This window comes from Psychrobacter sp. van23A (assembly GCF_030845275.1).
In the GTDB taxonomy this organism is placed as follows: domain Bacteria; phylum Pseudomonadota; class Gammaproteobacteria; order Pseudomonadales; family Moraxellaceae; genus Psychrobacter; species Psychrobacter faecalis.
On record NZ_CP132595.1, the window covers coordinates 178,105 to 197,941 of the forward strand.

A 19,837-nucleotide genomic window follows, 5' to 3' on the forward strand; every position below is an offset into this window, starting at 1 on the left:
TACCAATTCATTTAGTATTTCGCATTTATATATTTAATATATCTAACATTAAAACTATAGACAAAATAAAATCATGATAACCATTGAACGATTATCATGATTGATTTGGTTAAAGAGTTTTATAAGCTGAACTGGGTCAGTGATAAAAATCTAATAGGAGAATAGCAACTAAATAAGCATGGGTTCAGTAGCGCATCGATTAAAACTCTCACAGAGCGGTGTTTGTAAGTGAGTTTGTGCAACTATTGTAGCGTTATTGTCAGGCTCGACAAAAGGAAAGCAAAATGTCTTTTTTGCTTTCCTTTCTAATTTTAAAGACTGTATGGTTAATACTCAATTATCAACATTCTATTCAACGATCACATATTTACCAGTTCTTGGATCGACCACGCGTTGCTGGGTATTATTGTCCGGCACGCGAATCACAGGAAAGGTTTGGCTGATTTCGGTATCTTCAAGGACGCTACTATCTGCTTCTTCACCAACGATGACGGCGCGATTAGCTCCATCTTCTACCGCAATTGCCGTACCGCTTGCGGTATTCACCCGTTTAATTTGGTCTTCTGGCGCAATGATGACTTCTTTTACACGATACTTAGCAGGGCGGATAACGCGGGTAGTTTCGACAACGACTGGCTCCATACTGCGCTCTTCAGTGATGGCAACTTGAGGTTCTGGCGCTGGCGCTTCAGTTTCTTTAGCGTCGCTGACAACAGGGGTGGGGAATTTGGCGCCAAAGTGGTTATCGCACTGCTGCATGCTGAGACGTACCGGATTACCGGCTTTGTCCATATAGACGTTGACGGGCATATCAGCAGCGATAGGTACGTATTTACCCACTAAAGGACCTGAGACACCATAGCGGCCGTTTGACTGTCCAACGCCCAAATCACAAGCACCGGCTGAATAATCACTGGCTTGTAAATTATTACTATTGACCACGGCTTGAGGAATCATGACCTCAGACAAACGCATCTTTTTAATCGACGCTTCGCCTGCCTGCATTTTTGGTTTTTGGTAAGTATAAGGCGTATAAAATTTTGCCGAACCATCTTTGACCGCCATGACACATTCATCGTAGCTGTCATAACCAACGTTACCATGGTTATCAGTCGTCATACCAGCGTTGGCGGTACTCGCAAACATGGCGACACCGGATGTCAAAACTGCGGCTGTTAATACATTTAATTTCATAGTCATTCCCTCTTAGTTGTTATTAATGTAGTTATTGTTAATATGTTTCTTTGGGCTTGTTGAACTTAGGCTTGGTCTATAAAATCCGTGCCATAACCTGTTTAATCCTACGTGAGTTATAGCAATATGGCTGTGACATTAGTCTGGAAATGTGTAGCTTAATGTATTGAAAAAGGGCAAAGGGGCAACATCGTTTACCAAAGAAATACGCTTTTATCGTTTATTAACATTTGTCTAAAATGTAATGAGCAACAAGGTAAAGAATATAAGCAATAAAAAAACCGCCTCTTGCTACCAAGAAGCGGTCGTTACTGGCTTAGTTAAAGTCATACTCAATGAGCTAAATCTTGTTTTAATCTTAGCTATAGTTACTATTAATCTTCTACTACTTCAAAGCTGAGACCAGAATGTTCTTCTAAACGTTCCATTAAGCGATCACCCATCGCCGAAGCAGGCGTCCAAAAACCACCGCCGACATCGTCTTTACTGATATCTTGCGCGAGACATAAAGCTGCTTGCGACAACATACGCGAGGTGCTGCCGTAACCAGGGTCTTTATCGCCAGTTACCTTGGTATTAATGGTGTCGTTATTAGCAGTTTCACCAAACAGACGAATATCAAAATAGCCGTTTTCTTGCTCTTCTTTAGAAGGACCTGAGCCAGATTTAGGCAGCACATGTTTAGATAACAGCTCGCGACTTGGTTTAATCATCATCGCCGTGGCAAAACCCATTAAGCCTGCGCTCATCGCGTAGCTTGATAATTTACCTTTTACGCCGTCTTTCATCCACATCGCTTCGTCATACTTAAAGTCGCGACCATATTCATAACCAAGCAGCTGGTTACTGCGATGGACAATGCGGGTATTGATGCTGGCCATGACAAATGGTGCCAGCCAGCGTTTGTGCTCTTCATCGTATTCTGGCTTGCTGACATTATCTTGGCGCACGTTTGGTGCATCTTTGTCATCGTTGAGCAGATAAGGATTTGCCACTTGCTTACGGCGTGATTTGTCTTGACCAACTTCTTCAAAAATTGTCGCCATCGACGCAATCGTGCCGCCAGATAAACCACCTTTTGCCGCTTTGACGCGCATATGAATCACATCACAAGCGCTACCGAATTTTTCTTGTGCTTGCTGCTGGGTAAAATAGACGCCCAAATCCGACGGAATAGAGTCAAAACCACATGAGTTGACGATACGCGCGCCGCTTTGCTTGGCGGCGTCCTGATATTTATCCATCATATCTTTGATGAATATCGCTTCGCCAGTCAGATCGACATAATCGGTACCATTATTAGCGCAAGATTTAATCAATGGCTCGCCGTATTTTAGGTAAGGGCCAACGGTTGAGATAATAACTTGGGCTTGTTTGGTCATCTTATCGAGGCTAGCCGCATCGTTACTATCAGCAATGATAATATCGACTTTGCTGGCAAGCTTAGACTGTAGCTCATTGAGCTTTTCTTCGTCACGGCCCGCTATCGCCCACGTGACATTCTCGTCATTTTTATCTTTAGCGTTCGATAAAAATTCTGTTAAATAATGCGCCGTAATCTGACCCACAAAACTGGTTGCACCGTACAAGACTACCGCGTAAGGACGCTTCTCACTAGGGTTTGCAGGCTCTTGATTTGTTGATGCTTGTTTTGATGCCGCTGTTTCGTTTGAGTTTTCCGTATTCATAGTTATTTTCCTTATTAAATAGCGATTATTGCTAAATAGCTGTTTTTATTCATTATGCAACTGACGTTAGATATGTAATCTGCAGAAAGTAGCCAATCTAGGTTTATAGCAGATTTTGTCATAAAAATAAGCGAATTTAAGTAACTATTCACTATCTCTACACATAAGTCTTGAAAAGCCAAGTAAAAACTTAAAAATGGTAAGAGTTGCTACAAAGTTTACATAACCTATCGACATTATTACCAAAATGAACGTTCTTTAGAGAAAATCATTGCTAATCTATATTCGTACGCAGTAATAAGTTGTATCAAAACAAAAAGAAGACTTTCAGGAAGAAAAGAGTGCAGTGGTAAAACGGTTGATTGATAAATAGTTTATTAATAACCAAAATTGCTAGCTGTATATCTAGTTTCTAACCATAATTTGAGGAGAATATTATGTTTCGTTGGGCCATTATTTTTGCGGTAATCGCATTGATTGCAAGTTTCTTAGGCTTTGGCGGTGTCGCTGGTCTATCGGCAAACTTTGCTTATATCCTACTAGCCATTGCTGTGATTCTATTCATTGTCGCATTTGTTAGTCGCCGTATGTAATAGAGAACAGTGACTGCTTAGGTCGTAATTTTCCATATTGGTAATAAGAAAAAGTCCTCGATTGAGGACTTTTTTTATGGCTAAAATTTGACTATTTTGATTACTTTTAGTACCAAACGTCTTATACGGTTCTAGAAAGTTTTAGGCTGGATAATATGTTCCATACGTTTTGCAAGGCGAATATCTAGGCTTGTGATACCACCCGTATCGTGCGTGGTCAGGCGGACATCAACAATGTTATAAGTATTACTCCATTCAGGGTGATGTTCGAGCGCTTCGGCATAAAAAGCGGCTTGATTCATAAAGCTCATCGCTTCAATAAAATCGCTGAAATGATAGCTTTTGACGATACTATTGCCGTCGCGCCGCCAGCCAGCCAAGTCTTCCAATTGTAAGTCGATTTGTTGGTTAGATAAACTACTCATGGTGATATCCTTTATTATTATTAGGGAGGGTTAGCGGTTTGCGGGTTTTTATTTCACTTTACATATCTTCTCTTGCCCAATGTCATGACAAAAAGCACATAGGACAAAAAACCCACCTAATTCTGATTGTCTTTATTACATCATTGCAAGCAAAAATATAATAATTATCGTCAGATAAATAGGAGGGTAGTCGTACGTTTTAGCGCTTAAACCAAGATAAGGCTTTTATAGCATAGTTACTACTATAAAGCTTTATCTATCATTGGCTTGTTTTGTTAAGCTTAAAGCAACCCTTTATATTCAGGGTTTTTATCAATATATGAGGCGACAAACGAGCACTGTGGCACCACTTTTTTATTATTATCCTGCGCGTAGTTTAAAGCATGCTTAACCAGTGCAGACCCAACACCGCGACCACCCAATTCTTGTGGCACGATGGTATGGTCGTATACCAGTTGATCGCCGCGCTCTTGATAGCTGATATAGCCAGTATGACCGTCGATTGACGTTTCAAAACGTTTGGCTTGCTCATTGTGAACGATATCTAGATTCTGTTTGTCGTTATTACTCATAAAAATTCTCCAATTATTGATATTTATAATTATTCCTAGCGGTTGATAAACTGGCTATTCTTGAATATTGATTATTTAAGCATTAGTTATTAAATAGCTGTCATATGCATAATCTGCACAGTTTTAACCTTTTATTGCACTTATTGTGAGCTTTTTTAAATGGATTTTCTAGTCATTTACCGTAAGGCTAGATAGGGCGAATGTTAATAGCCTTACTTTAATTCAAACGTCACGACATGACTTTGTAAGGCGTGATTTCGCATAAAGGTATTGGCAGAGAAAGCTACTAAAACAGACAGCTAAGCGTAAAAAGCCTGCAAAAAAAGTTAAAAGGCATATAAAGACAGGTAAAACAGTCCGTTAGCTTGCAGGGGTTGCGCCACAATGCGATAATGGTAAACAATTTATAACCCTGATTTTTGAGGCGCAGTCCATTTGGCATGATTGCTAAGTCTGGTTTGCACGTCTCGTCTATGCAGTCTATTGGAGTGTTAATGGCTCAATATATCTACACGATGAACAACGTGTCAAAACTTGTTCCGCCTAAGCGTGAAATTTTAAAGAATATCAACCTGTCATTTTTCCCTGGCGCCAAGATTGGTGTGCTAGGTATCAACGGTGCGGGTAAATCAACTTTGCTACGCATTATGGCGGGCGTGGATAAAGATTTTAGCGGTGAAGCGCGCGCGCAAACGGGTACCAAAATTGGCTACCTACCGCAAGAACCACAGCTTGATGATAGCAAAGACGTCCGTGGCAACGTCGAAGATGGTATGCGTGAAGCTTTAGATGCGCTGTCACGTCTTGACGCCATTTATGCCGAATATGCTGAACCTGATGCCGACTTTGATAAGCTTGCCGAAGAACAAGGCAAGATGGAAGATATCATTCAAGCATGGGATGCGCATAATTTAAATACTCAACTAGAAAAAGCCGCTGATGCTTTGCGTCTACCACCATGGGATGCGGACGTTAGCAAACTATCAGGTGGTGAAAAACGCCGTGTGGCACTTTGCCGTCTGCTGTTATCACGCCCTGATATGCTGTTACTTGACGAACCGACCAACCATTTGGACGCTGAATCGGTTGCTTGGCTTGAGCAGTTCCTCCAGAACTACAGCGGTACCATCGTCGCCATTACCCATGACCGTTATTTCTTGGATAATGTCGCTCAGTGGATTTTGGAGCTTGACCGTGGCCATGGCTATCCGTACGAAGGCAACTATACTGAGTGGCTCGAGCAAAAGAACGTCCGTCTAGAGCAGCAAAATAAACAAGAAGAATCGTTTGCTAAAGCGCTGAAAAAAGAGCTTGAGTGGATTCGTAAAAACCAAAAAGGTCAGCAAGCCAAGTCAAAATCACGCGTGCAGCGTTTTGAGGAATTGAACTCAAAAGAGTTCCAGCAGCGTAATGAGACCTCTGAGATTTATATTCCACCAGGCCCTCGCTTGGGTAATAAAGTCATCGAAGTCAACGATATCTCTAAATCGTTTGGCGATCGTCTGCTGTATGAAAACCTCAGCTTTAATGTCCCAGCGGGCGCTATCGTTGGCATTATCGGTCCAAACGGTGCGGGTAAAACCACGCTATTTAACATGATTACCGAACGTGATACGCCAGATACCGGCTCAGTCGATTTGGGTGAAAGTGTCAAAGTCGCTTATGTCGGACAGGTACGTGATAACTTAGATGACAAAAAGACCGTTTGGGAAGAAGTCTCTGACGGCCTAGATATCATCAAAGTAGGCGACTATGAAACCCCAAGCCGCGCTTATATTGGCCGTTTTAACTTTAAAGGTTCAGACCAACAAAAGCACGTCGGTCAATTATCAGGTGGTGAGCGTAACCGTTTACAACTTGCTAAGACACTAAAACAGGGCGCTAACGTCTTGCTCCTTGATGAGCCATCAAACGATTTGGATATCGAAACCTTACGTGCGCTAGAGGATGCCATTCAAGTATTCCCCGGTACGGTAATGGTGGTGTCGCATGATCGCTGGTTCCTTGACCGTATCGCGACCCATATTTTGGCATTCGAAGAAGAAGGCCCTATTTGGTTCGATGGCAACTATTCTGAGTTTGAAACCTATCGCAAAAAGACCATGGGTGATGACGCCAGTCCTAAACGTATGAAGTATAAAAAGATTTCTACCTAGAATCTTTGCTAAAAACTTTGTTTGTCATAAGTATTTTTGGACAATAATTTTAGATATAAAAAAAGACCTCTAATCTATTAGAGGTCTTTTTTATGTTCAGCTTTTACGTTGCTTTATGAGCGCTTACGGCCAAATTTACGCTGCTTTTTATTGCTAATCTCAGTAATGGCGTGGGCAATCTCTTCTTCGTTGAGGCTCGCCACTTGCTGCAAGATTTGCATCATATCAGGACTAAGGACATATTTAGCATGATGGGCGATATCGTCGATGCGCTGATCAAAAATTAAGATGCCAGTTTCTTCGTCTTTTTGCAGATAATCAAGACGAATCAAAGCACCGATAAAGCTGGTAAATAGCGCACGGTCAAAGAAATCTGGAATGTCGTCAGCATAGAGGACTGACAAACGCTGTCCAAGCAAATGACAGAGGTCAACAACTTCGTTTTCGGTCAGATTGCCTGAGCCTTGCTGCGCAAGTAGGGCAAGGGTCATAAAGTAACGCTCAAGGCTTTGTTCGACTGGGGTCGCAAGCACTTGTAGCTGCTGATAGCATTTGCTATTGGTCTCAGGGACGCTTAGCATACCATCACTCAATTCTACAATCAGGCCACTTGCAAGCAGGCTATCGACTTTTTTATTCAGCGTTTCTGTCAAACCATGGGCGGAATAATAGAGGAACAGCTCACTTTGTAAAAAGGGATATAACTGCTCGGCGATACTATTGAGACGGCTGCGCTCAATGCGACCGTTACGCGCGACCAGAGCGGATAAGAAAGACAATAAAATAAAGACATGCAGGATATTATTACGGAAATAGCTTAGTAGCGCCGCCTGTTTGCCAGCAACCTGGATAATATCACCCAAGATATGCGGTATGCGTTCGATAAGTTTTAGCTTAATACCATAATCGATGATTTGCTGCGGCGTCATATCGGTGATAATCGTATCATCAGAGTAGGGCAAGTGCTGAGCCAGACCTTGATAAAGGGCGATTTGCTCACGGCAAATATCTTCATCAAGCGCCGCCTTTGGTGCCGATAATAATACCAATGACAATAACGACACTGGAGTGATGACCGCTGCCTTATTGATATGCTGCATGACTTTGACGCCGATATTATCCACCATGGCGCTGGTTTTATCATCGAGTGGCGTGTCGGTGCGATCAGCAGGTAAGCTGTTGGCCGGCACATCGAATTTTTGCATGAAGTCGCTAAGATGCAGCGGCGTACCAAAGCTTAAATGCACATTACCAAAGATGCGTTCAATCTTGCGCCCAACTTTTAGGAGACCGATTAGTGATTCTGACTCTTTTGGCTTACCTTTTAGCTCGCCCACATAAGTGCCGCCTTCCATGATGCGCTCGTAACCGATATAGGTCGGTATAAATACCACAGGTTTATTGGTCCGGCGTAATTGGCTATGTACCGTCATCGCTAGCATACCCATCTTTGGTGGCAGCAGTCGCCCTGAACGCGAGCGTCCGCCTTCGATAAAGTACTCAATCGGGGTATTACGGGTAATCAGCGTGTGCATATATTCACGCAGTACCGCAGTATATAGCGCGTTGCCACGGAAGCTACGACGAATGTAAAAGGCAACCGCGCCGCGCAATAATGGCCCCAATACTGGTACATCTAAGTTATCACCCGCTGCGACATAAGGAATGCTTAAGCCGCGCATATAAATGACGTAGGACAGTAGCAAGTAGTCGACATGGCTGCGGTGACAAGGCACATAAATAAGCTCATAATCAGCGGCCAGCTCACGTACCCGCTCAAAGTGATGCACTTCTACGCCATCATAAAGCTGCGTCCACAACCACGTCAGGAACTTATAAAAACCGCGCACGATAGAGTGTGAGTAATCATTAACCATTTCATTGGCGTAGCCCTTGGCTAACATACGCGCTTCCCGCACACTGGTGCCTGACGCCGCCGCTTCTGCTTCTATTGCATGTTTGATAGCGGGCGAATAAACCAATTTGTCGACCAAATTACGTCTGTCTGACAAGTCGGGGCCGAGCATGCTGGCTCGCTGTTTATCCAAATAAATATTAAGCTGCTGTTGTAATGAGCGCACCAGCTCACGATTGCCATCGGCTGACGCAACCATGGCAAAGCTAGGCGCTATATCATTTACCTTATTAGCATCGTTTGCCGTATCAGCTTGCGCGGTGTTTTGTACGGTATTGGTTTCGCTAGCAACAGAATCAAAGACAGAGAATCCTTCGCCATCACCTTTTAAGCTGTCATGGATAAGGGTGCGTAAATCCTGCGGCGGATGGAACTGGACAAAGGTATCACGTCCCATCACGCCGATATTAAATAGCTGCTTGGTGATGCTAGGATCTTCCCAGTTATCGGCAGTCAACAGTTTAAATAGCGAGTCTTCTTTTTCTGGCGCGCGTCCCCATAGGATCGACACTGGCACCAAACGCACTTGTAATTCTGGATGTTGTAAGACCGCGGCAACCAGACGCGATAGGCGAGGTGATAACTGGCTGTCTTTGGCATGTGGATGATGTAAAAAGATAATGGCGGCATTTTCTTTAACATCATGAGTAATATCTTGCACACCGACCAAGGCGGGCGGCAGATTGTGCTCTTGTGTTTGTAGGTCAATCAAAATACTGTTGGAGCGCGAATAATCTTGCAGCACATAAAACCTAAGGATATTGTCGTCATCGTCAAATTCTGGCAACTCACCCAAAAGCTTTGGCTTCACAGCCACATCAAGCAGCTGACCCGACAGCTTGCGATAAAGCTGGTTAATAGGCGCATTAGCATAAAGGGTTGAGGCAACCGGCAACATCTCAGCCTCGAATTCTGGGGTCGAGGCTGTATGGTCAGTTGCGACGGGCGCTTTAAAAATCCGTTTTTTTAAGAACTTCGGTATCATAATCAGTATCAAAATTAGTCAAATGTGGTGAGCTTATGATGCCATAAAAGCCATCAAAGCGATATATAGTGTCTGTATATACTGCCAATATTAACAGCATAACGGCATAGAATACTGGTTTAAATGCCCGAGAATACTTAACGAGCCAACCGTTAAAATGCGAAATTATTTAAAGTAAGAGGTAGAAAAATCTGCGATTTCGCGCAATACTGTATGGCATTAAATCAAAACATTTACATTCAAATCTATGTAGAATTTTATCTTTTAACTTCATTATTCTAAGCCAGAACATTATGACCCCTGCTATCAAACTTGCCAAACAGCAAAGCCTTGATTATAAGTTGCATGAATATACTCACGACAGCACCGCCGCCTCTTTCGGACTAGAAGCAGTAGAAAAACTGGGTATTACTGCCGAGCGTGTGTTTAAAACTTTGGTGGTGACAACCGACGCAGGCGCGCTGGCCGTAGCGATTTTGCCGGTCGATCAAACGCTAAATTTTAAAAAAGTGGCGAAGGCTTTATCGAGCACTAAAATGCTGGCTTGTAAAAAAGTACAAATGGCTGAGCCTAAATTGGTCGAACGGTCGACGGGTTATGTGCTCGGTGGCGTTAGCCCATTGGGGCAAAAAAAGCGCCTACCGACACTTATCCATGCCGCCGCGCAACAGCAAGCTACTATCTATGTGAGTGGCGGTCGCCGAGGTCTAGAGATTGAGTTGCCACCTGAGCAATTAGCGACCACGCTTAACGCGCGCTTTGTAGATATCATCGATGATTAGTATTTAAGAAGAATTTTACACGCCCTTTATTCTGCGCCTTTGTCATTTGCTCTCAATAGTGTTTGCGCTGCTTATTAGTAGAATTGCTATTTTTAAATAAGGATGTTACCCATGCCGCATTTAACCATTCAAGTGACGCCAAACGTCACGATTACTCATGAAGAATCATTTCTAAAAGCATTAAATCAAGTGCTGTGGGACAGTGGACACTTTGGTAAACCTACCGATATCAAAGCGCGCATCGTACCGATTGAGACGTTTTTGGTTGGCGTGGAAGATGACGAGCAGCGCAACGGCTTTGTTTATGCGTATCTAAAAATTATGAGCGGCCGTGACGAAGTCATACGCCATCAACTCGCTGAATTATTAACAGCTGCTATAGAGGAAAGCTTGAATGCACAGCAATCGGGACGCGCCGACATTCAAATCTGTGTCGAAGTAGAGGAAATCAGCGCGATTTATCATAAAAAAATGCTGAGCTAAACGCTAGGCTCAATTGTTTATAAGAGTGATTTATAAAAATGACAGACCAGCTATTTATCTGCACATAGCGACTTACTGGCAAACTTAGGCAGTACCATCACCTCAGCTTTATAACCAGCGGTTTTACCGTGAGTCGCCATCAAATTGCGGGCGATACGTAAGCGATATTCGCCATTTTCCGGTAAGCAGCCTTGATAAATAAACCCGCCTTTGGTGCCATCATATTTACCATTTGGCATGTGCAGGACGCCGACATTGGCGGTCTCAGACGTGCCAGTAAGCGGCGCAATATTAATGATGGCATATTGCGCAGCGGCGGCATTAAAGCGGTACCAGCGCTCCTGTTCGTTAGGTTTTAATTTACCCGTAACCACGCTACTAATAGCGCCTTTGGCAAAATGGATGGGGGTATCGCTGGTTTTAGCCATCGCGCTATGGGCGCCAACGCTGATTAATGCGGCACTCAATAATAGCGTTTTTAGCGCTCGTGTACTTGATAAAGTGGTTCTGTTATTAATCGACAACATCATTACTTCCTTATTAAATTATATTTTATCAGCTGTCTATTATTTGCATGTCTATTACTTGATAACTATGGTTCTAGTATCTTCTCTGACTTTATATTAAACATAAAAAAGCGCCTAATGAATAGGCGCTTTTCTTGTTAATTATTTGCTCAATTGAGAAGCAATCTTAGTCTAGGAAAGCAAAGTTATCGATTTTCATTGCCGTCATGCTCTCGCTTGGAGCAACCATACTTTCAGCATGGCCTGAGGTACGCGGTAAGATTTTATCAAAGTAAAACTCTGCAGTTTGAATCTTAGCTTTGTAGAATTCTGGTGACTCAGTGCCGCCTTTTTCAAGCTTGTCATAAGCGACCGCCGCCATGCGCGCCCAGTGATAACCCATCATCACATAGCCTGAGTACATCAAAAAGTCATCTGATGCCGCAGAGATGATTTCACGGTCTTTACGCGCCATCAGCATCAAGCGTACGGTCAAGGTGTTCCACTCAGCACATAGTTTGGTCAGTGCCCAAACGAATTTACGCATGTCTTTATCAAGCGCATACTCGCCGCACCATTTCATAATGCTTGAGGTGTAATCACGGATAATTTTACCTTTAGACTGCAAGATAACTTTACGACCGAGTAAGTCAAGCGCCTGTACGCCAGTGGTACCTTCGTACATCGTCGCAATACGGGCATCACGAGCGATAAGCTCCATGCCCCATTCTTTGATATAGCCGTGACCACCGTAGATTTGCTGACCGTGTTTGGCCGCTTCAATACCAAGCTCCGTTAAAAAGCCTTTTAGGATAGGCGTATAAAAGCCCAATTTGTCATCCCATTTTTCAAACTCAGCGTCATCACCATTGGCAACGCCTTGAGACATTTTGTCGGCATAGCGCGCTGAGTGATAAATCATTGAGCGACCGCCTTCAGCAAAGGCTTTTTGGGTCAATAGCATACGGCGTACGTCGGCATGATGAATAATCGCATCAGCCACTTTTTCAGGGTCTTTCGTGCCTGATAGCGTACGCATAGAGCGACGGTCTTTAGCGTATGGTAGGGCGTTTTGGAAAGACAATTCAGTGTGCGCCAAACCTTGAATACCAGTACCGATACGAGCAGTGTTCATAAAGGTGAACATCGCTTTCAAGCCTTTATTTGGCTCACCAATTAAGTAACCAACTGCGTCATCGAAGTTTAAAACACAAGTTGACGATGAGCTGATACCCATTTTGTGCTCGATAGAGCCACAAACCACGCCATTACGCTCGCCAGATTCACCTTCAGCATTTGGCAAGAATTTTGGTACGATGAACAATGAGATACCGCGTGTGCCTTCTGGCGCATTTGGTAGACGAGCTAAAACGATATGGACGATATTGTCGGTTAAGTCATGCTCGCCACTTGAGATAAAAATCTTGGTACCGCTGATTTTATAAGTACCGTCATCTTGCGGGATGGCTTTTGATTTAACCTGACCCAAGTCAGTACCACACTGCGGCTCAGTCAAACACATGGTGCCCGACCACGTACCTTCAACCAATTTAGGTAAATAAATCGCTTTTTGCTCGTCGGTACCGTACTGTAGTAAGGTGTTGATACAACCAGTTGATAGGCCAGGATACATCGCCCAAGGCCAGTTAGCCGTACCCATCATTTCAGACTTAATAAGGTTGATTGACATCGGTAAGTTCATACCGCCGTACTCTTCAGGGTACGAAATACCTTGCCAGCCGCCTTCGACGAACTGGTCATAAGCTTCTTTAAAACCTTTAGGCGTAGTGACCACACCATTTTCAAAATGACAGCCTTCTTCATCCGCTGGCTGGTACAAAGGCGCTAAGATATTTTCAGCAAAGTCAGCAAAGCCTTGCAAAATCATATCGACGGTTTCAGGATCGGCGTTTTCGCCATTGTCTAGGCTTTTATAATGCGTTTGATAGTCAAAAACATCATTTATCAAAAACTTGATATCACGCAAAGGTGCTTTGTAAGTTAACATAGTCGCTCTCTTTGATTATTTGGCTAGGATAGTTCGTTAGCATAGACTGTCGGCTCATTAATTGAGCCATGGTTCATGTAAACGGGAGTTTAATTATTTGAGATAAAGGCAGACAATATTACAGGTCGTTATCTAGGTTTATTAAGAACAGCTTGTCCATTTTGATAACCGTTAAGGCATCCTTGATAAAAAACAGCTGTCGTAGCATTGAGGTCAGTATAAATCTTCTATAGCCACAAATATACAACCGATAACTAATATTCATAATATATTAAAAAACATAAAAATTTAAGTTATAAATATAAATGGTTATTTATTTATAAACAGGCATCAATAAGTCCAGTTTTATAAACAACCATAGTTTTAGTACAGGTTGCAGCGTAAGTTTTAGTATAGACAGCGGGATAGACGCAAAACAACCGTTAAGTGTATGAGTTGCGTGCCCAAACAGAATAAAGGAACACAATTTATGAGCGCACCAAAGCGCAATTTAGCATACCAAACAGAGCAGAAAAAGACGCCAGTATTTTGGCTAATGGCAGTAGTTGGGCGGTTAAAAAAACTCATCGATGGTGAGCTTAACCATTTATTAACCGTAAACCGTAGCAAACGACCGTGGCACATGCCGATTATCGCTGCAATTACCATTAGTTTTCCGGTATTTGTCGGGGCGTACTTTGATGCTCTGCCGTCTGGTATTAAAGCGTCACTAGGAGCGATGGTTATTTTAAATACACCGTTAGCAGGTAAGCTGCCGTTTCGTTTGGTGACGGTGATGGCGTGGGGGTTTGCCATGTCGCTGTGTTTTGCGCTGGGCCTGATAGCGCAGCAAATTCCGCCATTAAAATTGCCGATATTTACCTTGATGGCGTTTGGTATTGTAATTTTTGGGCGCTACTATCGTCAACCGCCGCCCGCAGGTTTGTTTGTGATGATGGCGGGGGCGATTGCGCTATTTATCCCCCTGCCTTTAGAAGATGTCATGCCGGCCACAGGCTTGGTGATGCTCGGTAGTGGTTTTGCTTTGGTGATGGCGCTGCTATATTCGCTGTTTCTATTAGCGACGCGCCTAGCGACACCGACGCCGACCTATAGCTATGAGCCCGATACCATTACGGAGAGTGTGATTGTCGCCGGTTTTGTCAGTCTATCTTTAGTCATCGCGCTGAGCTTAAATTTATCAAATCCCTATTGGGCAGCAGTCAGCTGTTTTTTGATTATCCAAGGTATTCATTTGCGTACCATGTGGATTAAGCAAATCCATCGTTTGCTTGGCACCATGGTTGGCGTTGGGCTGGCGGGATGGATGCTGGCGTGGGGTTTGCCGATATGGGGTGTGGCACTGGCGATATTAAGCTTAATGCTGTGTATCGAAACCTTGGTCGACCGCCATTATGGCTTGGCGGTGATATTTATCACGCCGCTGACGATATTTATTGCCGAATATGGCAGTGGGTTGCCGTTTACTAAGCAAGCTTATCAAGAGGTCATTTTAGCGCGTTTGTTTGATACCATGATTGGCTGCGTGGTGGGGCTAAGCGGCGGGGTGGTGATGCATTCGACCGATTTACGCGTGCCGCTGCGCCGGATGGAGAATTGGCTGCTAGCGCGTTTTAGCTAAATTTTTTAGCAGATAAAAAGCTGTATGATTTCTATTCATATGGCTTTTTTAGTCGCGGTTTAAGCTGTTCATTCAATGTACTTATAAACTGTCGATGACTTGCGCAACATCGACTTTATGTTCTGTCCAACGCTCAAAACTTAACGCTGCCTGCCCGATAAGCATGCCATAACCGTCTGACGTTTGTGCGCCGCGCTTGGTAAAATGCTGCAAAAACGGCAGCTCACGTCCATACATCATATCGTAAGCATAATGGCCGTCTAGTTGGTCGCTAAGCGGCAGCGTATCGCCCGTTAGCCCAATCGAGGTAGCATTGATAATGATATCAAACTCACCGCTTAGCGTTTCAGTGCTACAGGTTTTAATCTGCTGCTTAGCAATTGTCTCACTTGCAGCGTTTAGATCAGTAACTAAATTTGTCGCTTTATTTAATGTACGATTGGCAAGGGTAAGCTCGCTGATACCCGCTTCAATCAATGGCAATATCACCCCGCGCGCCGCGCCGCCTGCGCCGATTATTGCCACACGCGCGCCCTTTAGCGGCCAATCTAAACTTGTCATGTGATTGACCAACCCTTGGCCATCGGTATTATCGCCATATATCGCCTCGGCTATCGGTGTGCCATTTTTTAACAACGTTTTATTGATCAACAAAGTATTAACAGCGCCTGCAACCTTAGCGTGTTCAGACAAGCCGCCACGCGCCGCGCAGCACTGATAAGCTACTTGCTTAAAGGGCACAGTCACGTTAGCACCAACGCCGCCGCCCTGAAAAAATGCCTCAATCACCGCAGTAAAGCTGGCTACATCATCAGGGCAATACTGGCGCTGATAGCTAATCTCTAAGCCTGTCTGCACAGCGAACTGCGTATGGATTTCAGGGGATTTGCTGTGGGCAATCGGATTGCCTATAACGATAAAATGCTGGGTCATAAAGGGTCCGCTGCTTGTAAAGGGTGAAATATAGGCAAAATCAACAGGTGAGAAGTTATCAATAAAAAAGTGGCCGTTTAATTATCTTATGCAATGTCATTTAATAAATCCTACTTATCATAGGGGATAACGTTAACTTTCACAAACCTATACTAAACCAACTAAGCTAAGCCAATTATGCTAAGTCAATAAAAGGGCTAAAAACGGAGCTGCTCATTAGCCAAATAAATCATGCCTTTATCTCGTGAGGTCTTTAACAAATCTGTACTCTGCCGGAGCGGTAAGTGTAAGGTAAAAGCTAGTCAAGTGTTAAGCAGTTGGGTAAACTAGGGAGCATGAAGATTTCAGTCGGCCTTGTGTTACGATGATTAAAAGGCAATATTTAACAATTTGACTGCTACCAAAGCCTATAACCAATAAGTTATATAACTATAAAAGTTTAACAGACATTTTTCGTTATCAGCGGCAGCAAACCCCGCTCGTTAATATCGTTTTTGGATCCCTTTAAAAGTGTGAGTACATTGCCCATGTGGAATAAAAGCCTACAGACCTTGATGGTCAGTACGATAATGACAGTTGGCGTGTCTTTGAGCGCCTGTAATAGCAATACAGAGAGTGATACTGCCGCCAAAGAAGCAGGCGCTGATAATAGCGAGCAGACCGCCGCTGAGACCTCCAAGGCAGAAAACCCCAATGCCAACGCTGATCTTGATGGCGCAACAGCTGCGCAAGGGACGCCAGTAAAATACGATATCGCCTCGTGGGGCACTGCCAAAGTAACCTCCTTAAGTATCGATGAGCTTAAAAAGATACAATCAGCCTTTGGTAAAGTGGTCAGCACCGACGAAAATAGCTTGGACTATGCCAGTAATCCGGCGTCCAAATATCGATTTATGCAGGATGATGCGCCGTATTTGGACCTGATTGATTCTGAAAAATACCTCGAGCTTGGCTGGTATTTTGCCAATCCAACCGACTCTGATAAAGAAAAAGAAATCAGTCAAAACCATGCCAAAAAAGCTTATCAACTGGCGCGTCAATTAATGGGCGATGAAGGCGGCAAGCTGGTCGCTGATATGCTCGGCGGTCAAATCGCCAAAAATAAAACCATCGGCGGTCAAAAAGTAGAGCTGGCAAAATGCGAGTTTTATAGCTGTATGCTAGTGATTAATAAATCTGCTGCTCAAACTGCTGATAAATAAGCGGGGCTGGCCTGAATGTCGCCCAATAGCTGGATATGTTTGCATCCGTCAAATGCTACACAGACCACGGTATCGTTAGACAATCGCGGGTTGGCATACGGTGATGGTTTTTTTACCACTATGGGCGTCATCGATGGGCAGATACTGTGGTTGGACTATCATCAGCAGCGCCTTGTCTCGCATGCGGTAGCCTTGCAACTTCAGCTGGACAGTTTTTCATTATTAACGGTGTTAAAAACACATGCCAAGCAATTACAGCAAGGTATGCTAAAACTTATAATCACGCGCGCCGAGCAAGAAGTCCGTGGTTATGGTTATACACCAAATATTGGTGGCGGCAGTGCGTGCGAAATTTGGCTTAAATCCTCACCAATGGCCATTACTACCGCACGATCGCTGCCACTCGCTAATAATCAATTCCTCCCGCTACAACCTACCGCGAGCGCCATTTGCTTATCCTCTCAAATTGCTTGTTTGCCGCCAACACTTGCTGGACTTAAAAGCTTAAATCGCCTCGATAATGTGCTGGCAAGTGGCGAGCTGCAAGCTATCAAAGCTAAGACATTGGCAGGCACTATCAAGCCAAGCATCGCTGAAGGTCTGCTACGCGATATGAGCGGGCGCTGGGTTGAGGGCACGATGAGTAATGTGTTTTATCAATTAGTAGAAGCGCCAGTCGCAAAATCGTCCAATCCTCCACACTCTCAAAATAACAGCAGCAGCAACTATTTAACCCAAGGTCAATGGTATACGCCATCGATGGCGCAATCGGGCGTTGCTGGAGTGATGCGGCAAGTGATTATCGATACATTATCGACTAGTGAAAATCCCGTCATTATCCGGTCATTACAAGATGAGGATTTACCTCATTTAAGCCAGCTATTCTTTTGCAATGCGCTGCGCGGTATTATGCCCATGAGTAGTCTGAGGTTACTCTCGGGTGAAGTGATGGGTTTTGAAGCGAGTTAACCGTATTTAAAGAATGTTAAATTTGGTGTCAATTAAGTTATCAGGGTATAAAACAACGTCTTCATTGCGATACAGTTCTTGCGCTTTTAATAGTGCTCCTTGTTCGTCCTCTGCGCTAATTTTTACGAGGTTACTTAGCGTCTCGACAACCTCTATCTGAAAGACTTTTTCCATATTCTTATCGTTTTTCATCATCACCCTTCCCAATACCTGCTTATCAAAATTTCTTTAGGATTTATATTTACTAGGTTAGCAAAGGCGTTTAAAAAGAAGTGATCGTCTTTTGTGACAAAGACTTGTGCGCTCAGGCAAATCGATCAATGATATTTTCTCAATCATAAAGGTTCAATAGCGCCTTTTAAAGGGAGAGATATCGATGCGTCCAATTTATGAAGAAAGCAGAATTCCAATACAAATTCGTCGCTTGATGGTTTTTGATGAAATTTGCAAATTAGCAAAAGAACAACCTGATGAAATTATTTACTTATCGCCTTATACCCAATTATCGCTCGGCGTTATGTATTTAAAAGACTTCAAAAAATTTATTGCCTTTGGCGGTGTGTTTGAGTATGCAGAAACACAAGAAGAAGTTATCGAGCAACGTATTAAAGTCTTTCCTAACGATGAACCAGTAAGGCGTGCGCTAACGGTCAATTTGAAGCAGTTTACTAAGCCTGCTCGCACATCTTTGCAGCTAGTATGGCATTGGAATAACTATGTTAAAAATAGAATGCACGCTTATGTAGATTATCGAGAAGAGCACTTTTTTAAAATAAATGATGAAATTGATTGGGAGTATCCGCCGCATAAGTTTCATGACCGTTTAGTTGCAACGGCACGTTTACCATTATGGGACGATAAGGATGAGTTGATAGCTGATGCCTATCGCGATAAGAAAGGGCAACCGAGAGCTGAGCGTTATAATGAAAAGCGCTTAATATAATTTGCGATAGTGCCCACGACCAGTAAATTCAATAATGCCTTTATCGCGTAACACTTGTAGCTGCTGACGGATTTTATCTTTAACATGGTTATTTTCGGGATGTTTGAGTTTTAATAAGTTGGCAAACGCATAAACTTGATTGAGAGAAAAGTCAGTATCCAGTCTATCGATACATTGCCAAATATCCAATGTCCAACCACGCGAAGCAATAGTTTGCTCACGTAAAAACAAGGTTTTTTGAAAGTGCTTGGTGACATTATCGCGTGGTATGACTTGCTGGTCTTTGACCAAAAACACTTTCCCCGATTCGGGCACTTTACGCAAATCAATATTGCAGCCGACCCAACCAGCACGTTTGGCAGTGATGGATAACGGCTTGCGTTTAATAATCATGTCCGGTTTAAAAACTGTTTGGGGATGATTAAAAAGTTATTCACCCTATATTCTGGCGAGTAGGTCAAAAAGAAAAAGCTGGGATTATCCTCGCTATTGATACGCTCAATCATAGTGGCATAAGCACCGTCATTAATCAGGTGGCTCAGTTTTGCCTTTTTACTTTTTAGCTCATATTCCTCGCTACAATGTGCGCAATAAAAATCAGCGACAGGTTGGTTATTGGCAAATTCAACTAAGGGTTCGGTATTGCAACGGGGGCAATAACTTTGCTTAGCGACCCAATCTTCACTGAGCACACGAATTTTTTGCGATTCAGATGAATAGTTTTTGGCAAGACTTTGATTGAAATTAAGGTTCATAGCCGATTTTTTTATTAAAGGAAAAATTCAAAGTGATAAATAAGCAATATGAGTATTAAGCCATATAATTTACTCTAACCACCAAGTTAATCGATAAGCTAAGCAAA

At 43.3% G+C, this 19,837-nt stretch carries 18 protein-coding genes and 1 pseudogene; 8 read left to right on the forward strand and 11 right to left on the reverse strand.

Annotated elements, in window-relative coordinates; translation table 11 throughout:
• Positions 1–348: 348 nt before the first annotated feature.
• On the reverse strand, positions 349–1,194 hold the full coding sequence (locus RAH45_RS00765) for a hypothetical protein (RefSeq protein WP_198327956.1): 846 nt from the start codon (positions 1,192–1,194) through the stop codon (positions 349–351).
• A gap of 374 nt (positions 1,195–1,568) precedes the next feature.
• Entirely contained in the window at positions 1,569–2,882 is a 1,314-nt protein-coding gene (locus RAH45_RS00770; protein ID WP_198327957.1) for a saccharopine dehydrogenase family protein, read from the reverse strand.
• A 437-nt stretch (positions 2,883–3,319) separates the two neighbouring features.
• On the opposite strand from RAH45_RS00770, the gene RAH45_RS00775 reads away from it, so the two are divergent.
• On the forward strand, positions 3,320–3,475 hold the full coding sequence (locus RAH45_RS00775) for a DUF1328 domain-containing protein (RefSeq protein ID WP_068407724.1): 156 nt from the start codon (positions 3,320–3,322) through the stop codon (positions 3,473–3,475).
• Between the two features lie 131 nt (positions 3,476–3,606).
• Here the strand turns inward: RAH45_RS00775 and RAH45_RS00780 are convergent, their stop codons facing one another.
• Both RAH45_RS00780 and RAH45_RS00785 read right to left on the reverse strand, forming a co-directional pair.
• A complete protein-coding gene (locus RAH45_RS00780; RefSeq protein ID WP_306495380.1) occupies positions 3,607–3,900 on the reverse strand; it encodes a 4a-hydroxytetrahydrobiopterin dehydratase in 294 nt (97 codons plus the stop codon).
• 281 nt (positions 3,901–4,181) lie between these two features.
• The gene (locus RAH45_RS00785) at positions 4,182–4,472 is read right to left on the reverse strand and encodes a GNAT family N-acetyltransferase (RefSeq protein ID WP_198327958.1); all 291 of its coding nucleotides are present in this window, start codon (positions 4,470–4,472) and stop codon (positions 4,182–4,184) included.
• A gap of 494 nt (positions 4,473–4,966) precedes the next feature.
• Here RAH45_RS00785 and ettA point away from each other — a divergent pair, with 494 nt between their 5' ends.
• Positions 4,967–6,628, forward strand: a complete 1,662-nt coding sequence (gene ettA, locus RAH45_RS00790; protein WP_198327959.1) for an energy-dependent translational throttle protein EttA — start codon at positions 4,967–4,969, stop codon at positions 6,626–6,628.
• Positions 6,629–6,741: 113 nt separating this feature from the next.
• On the opposite strand, the gene plsB is transcribed toward ettA, so the two are convergent.
• Entirely contained in the window at positions 6,742–9,528 is a 2,787-nt protein-coding gene (gene plsB, locus RAH45_RS00795) for a glycerol-3-phosphate 1-O-acyltransferase PlsB (protein WP_306495381.1), read from the reverse strand.
• Between the two features lie 293 nt (positions 9,529–9,821).
• Between plsB and ybaK the strand changes: the two genes are divergently transcribed.
• Both ybaK and RAH45_RS00805 read left to right on the forward strand, forming a co-directional pair.
• A complete protein-coding gene (gene ybaK, locus RAH45_RS00800; protein WP_198327961.1) occupies positions 9,822–10,310 on the forward strand; it encodes a Cys-tRNA(Pro) deacylase in 489 nt (162 codons plus the stop codon).
• Positions 10,311–10,421: 111 nt separating this feature from the next.
• Positions 10,422–10,793, forward strand: coding sequence for a 5-carboxymethyl-2-hydroxymuconate Delta-isomerase (locus RAH45_RS00805; RefSeq protein ID WP_198327962.1), 372 nt, complete (start codon positions 10,422–10,424; stop codon positions 10,791–10,793).
• Positions 10,794–10,843: 50 nt separating this feature from the next.
• Here the strand turns inward: RAH45_RS00805 and RAH45_RS00810 are convergent, their stop codons facing one another.
• Both RAH45_RS00810 and RAH45_RS00815 read right to left on the reverse strand, forming a co-directional pair.
• Entirely contained in the window at positions 10,844–11,323 is a 480-nt protein-coding gene (locus RAH45_RS00810) for a hypothetical protein (RefSeq protein ID WP_227678259.1), read from the reverse strand.
• Between the two features lie 163 nt (positions 11,324–11,486).
• Entirely contained in the window at positions 11,487–13,307 is a 1,821-nt protein-coding gene (locus tag RAH45_RS00815) for an acyl-CoA dehydrogenase C-terminal domain-containing protein (protein ID WP_306495382.1), read from the reverse strand.
• Between the two features lie 469 nt (positions 13,308–13,776).
• Between RAH45_RS00815 and RAH45_RS00820 the strand changes: the two genes are divergently transcribed.
• Positions 13,777–14,928, forward strand: a complete 1,152-nt coding sequence (locus RAH45_RS00820) for an FUSC family protein (RefSeq protein WP_198327964.1) — start codon at positions 13,777–13,779, stop codon at positions 14,926–14,928.
• A gap of 81 nt (positions 14,929–15,009) precedes the next feature.
• Here RAH45_RS00820 and aroE read toward each other — a convergent pair whose 3' ends face one another.
• Positions 15,010–15,861, reverse strand: a complete 852-nt coding sequence (gene aroE / locus RAH45_RS00825; RefSeq protein ID WP_191692275.1) for a shikimate dehydrogenase — start codon at positions 15,859–15,861, stop codon at positions 15,010–15,012.
• Positions 15,862–16,373: 512 nt separating this feature from the next.
• Between aroE and RAH45_RS00830 the strand changes: the two genes are divergently transcribed.
• On the forward strand, positions 16,374–17,063 hold the full coding sequence (locus RAH45_RS00830; protein WP_306495383.1) for a hypothetical protein: 690 nt from the start codon (positions 16,374–16,376) through the stop codon (positions 17,061–17,063).
• Between the two features lie 15 nt (positions 17,064–17,078).
• The gene (locus RAH45_RS00835; protein ID WP_198327965.1) at positions 17,079–18,032 is read left to right on the forward strand and encodes an aminotransferase class IV; all 954 of its coding nucleotides are present in this window, start codon (positions 17,079–17,081) and stop codon (positions 18,030–18,032) included.
• Positions 18,033–18,038: 6 nt separating this feature from the next.
• On the opposite strand, the gene RAH45_RS00840 is transcribed toward RAH45_RS00835, so the two are convergent.
• On the reverse strand, positions 18,039–18,227 hold the full coding sequence (locus RAH45_RS00840; RefSeq protein ID WP_198327966.1) for a DpnD/PcfM family protein: 189 nt from the start codon (positions 18,225–18,227) through the stop codon (positions 18,039–18,041).
• Between the two features lie 181 nt (positions 18,228–18,408).
• Between RAH45_RS00840 and RAH45_RS00845 the strand changes: the two genes are divergently transcribed.
• Complete coding sequence (locus RAH45_RS00845; RefSeq protein ID WP_198327967.1) at positions 18,409–18,975, forward strand: hypothetical protein; 567 nt, start codon at positions 18,409–18,411, stop codon at positions 18,973–18,975.
• Here the strand turns inward: RAH45_RS00845 and RAH45_RS00850 are convergent.
• Together RAH45_RS00850 and RAH45_RS00855 are read right to left on the reverse strand one after the other, a co-directional pair.
• Entirely contained in the window at positions 18,967–19,272 is a 306-nt protein-coding gene (locus RAH45_RS00850) for a hypothetical protein (protein ID WP_265090556.1), read from the reverse strand. The genes RAH45_RS00845 and RAH45_RS00850 overlap by 9 nt on opposite strands.
• A pseudogene (locus RAH45_RS00855) lies at positions 19,252–19,730 on the reverse strand (DpnI domain-containing protein); the annotation flags it as partial. The gene RAH45_RS00850 and the pseudogene RAH45_RS00855, both read right to left, overlap by 21 nt.
• Between the last annotated feature and the right edge of the window lie 107 nt (positions 19,731–19,837).

Coding starts and splice junctions, on each gene's coding strand:
- RAH45_RS00810 (WP_227678259.1), bottom strand. CDS start 11,323: ATGATGTTGTCGATTAATAACAGAACCACTTTATCAAGTACACGAGCG.
- RAH45_RS00765 (WP_198327956.1), bottom strand. CDS start 1,194: ATGAAATTAAATGTATTAACAGCCGCAGTTTTGACATCCGGTGTCGCC.
- RAH45_RS00770 (WP_198327957.1), bottom strand. CDS start 2,882: ATGAATACGGAAAACTCAAACGAAACAGCGGCATCAAAACAAGCATCA.
- RAH45_RS00840 (WP_198327966.1), bottom strand. CDS start 18,227: ATGATGAAAAACGATAAGAATATGGAAAAAGTCTTTCAGATAGAGGTT.
- ettA (WP_198327959.1), top strand. CDS start 4,967: ATGGCTCAATATATCTACACGATGAACAACGTGTCAAAACTTGTTCCG.
- aroE (WP_191692275.1), bottom strand. CDS start 15,861: ATGACCCAGCATTTTATCGTTATAGGCAATCCGATTGCCCACAGCAAA.
- RAH45_RS00835 (WP_198327965.1), top strand. CDS start 17,079: ATGTCGCCCAATAGCTGGATATGTTTGCATCCGTCAAATGCTACACAG.
- RAH45_RS00845 (WP_198327967.1), top strand. CDS start 18,409: ATGCGTCCAATTTATGAAGAAAGCAGAATTCCAATACAAATTCGTCGC.
- RAH45_RS00780 (WP_306495380.1), bottom strand. CDS start 3,900: ATGAGTAGTTTATCTAACCAACAAATCGACTTACAATTGGAAGACTTG.
- RAH45_RS00820 (WP_198327964.1), top strand. CDS start 13,777: ATGAGCGCACCAAAGCGCAATTTAGCATACCAAACAGAGCAGAAAAAG.
- RAH45_RS00805 (WP_198327962.1), top strand. CDS start 10,422: ATGCCGCATTTAACCATTCAAGTGACGCCAAACGTCACGATTACTCAT.
- RAH45_RS00815 (WP_306495382.1), bottom strand. CDS start 13,307: ATGTTAACTTACAAAGCACCTTTGCGTGATATCAAGTTTTTGATAAAT.
- plsB (WP_306495381.1), bottom strand. CDS start 9,528: ATGATACCGAAGTTCTTAAAAAAACGGATTTTTAAAGCGCCCGTCGCA.
- ybaK (WP_198327961.1), top strand. CDS start 9,822: ATGACCCCTGCTATCAAACTTGCCAAACAGCAAAGCCTTGATTATAAG.
- RAH45_RS00775 (WP_068407724.1), top strand. CDS start 3,320: ATGTTTCGTTGGGCCATTATTTTTGCGGTAATCGCATTGATTGCAAGT.
- RAH45_RS00785 (WP_198327958.1), bottom strand. CDS start 4,472: ATGAGTAATAACGACAAACAGAATCTAGATATCGTTCACAATGAGCAA.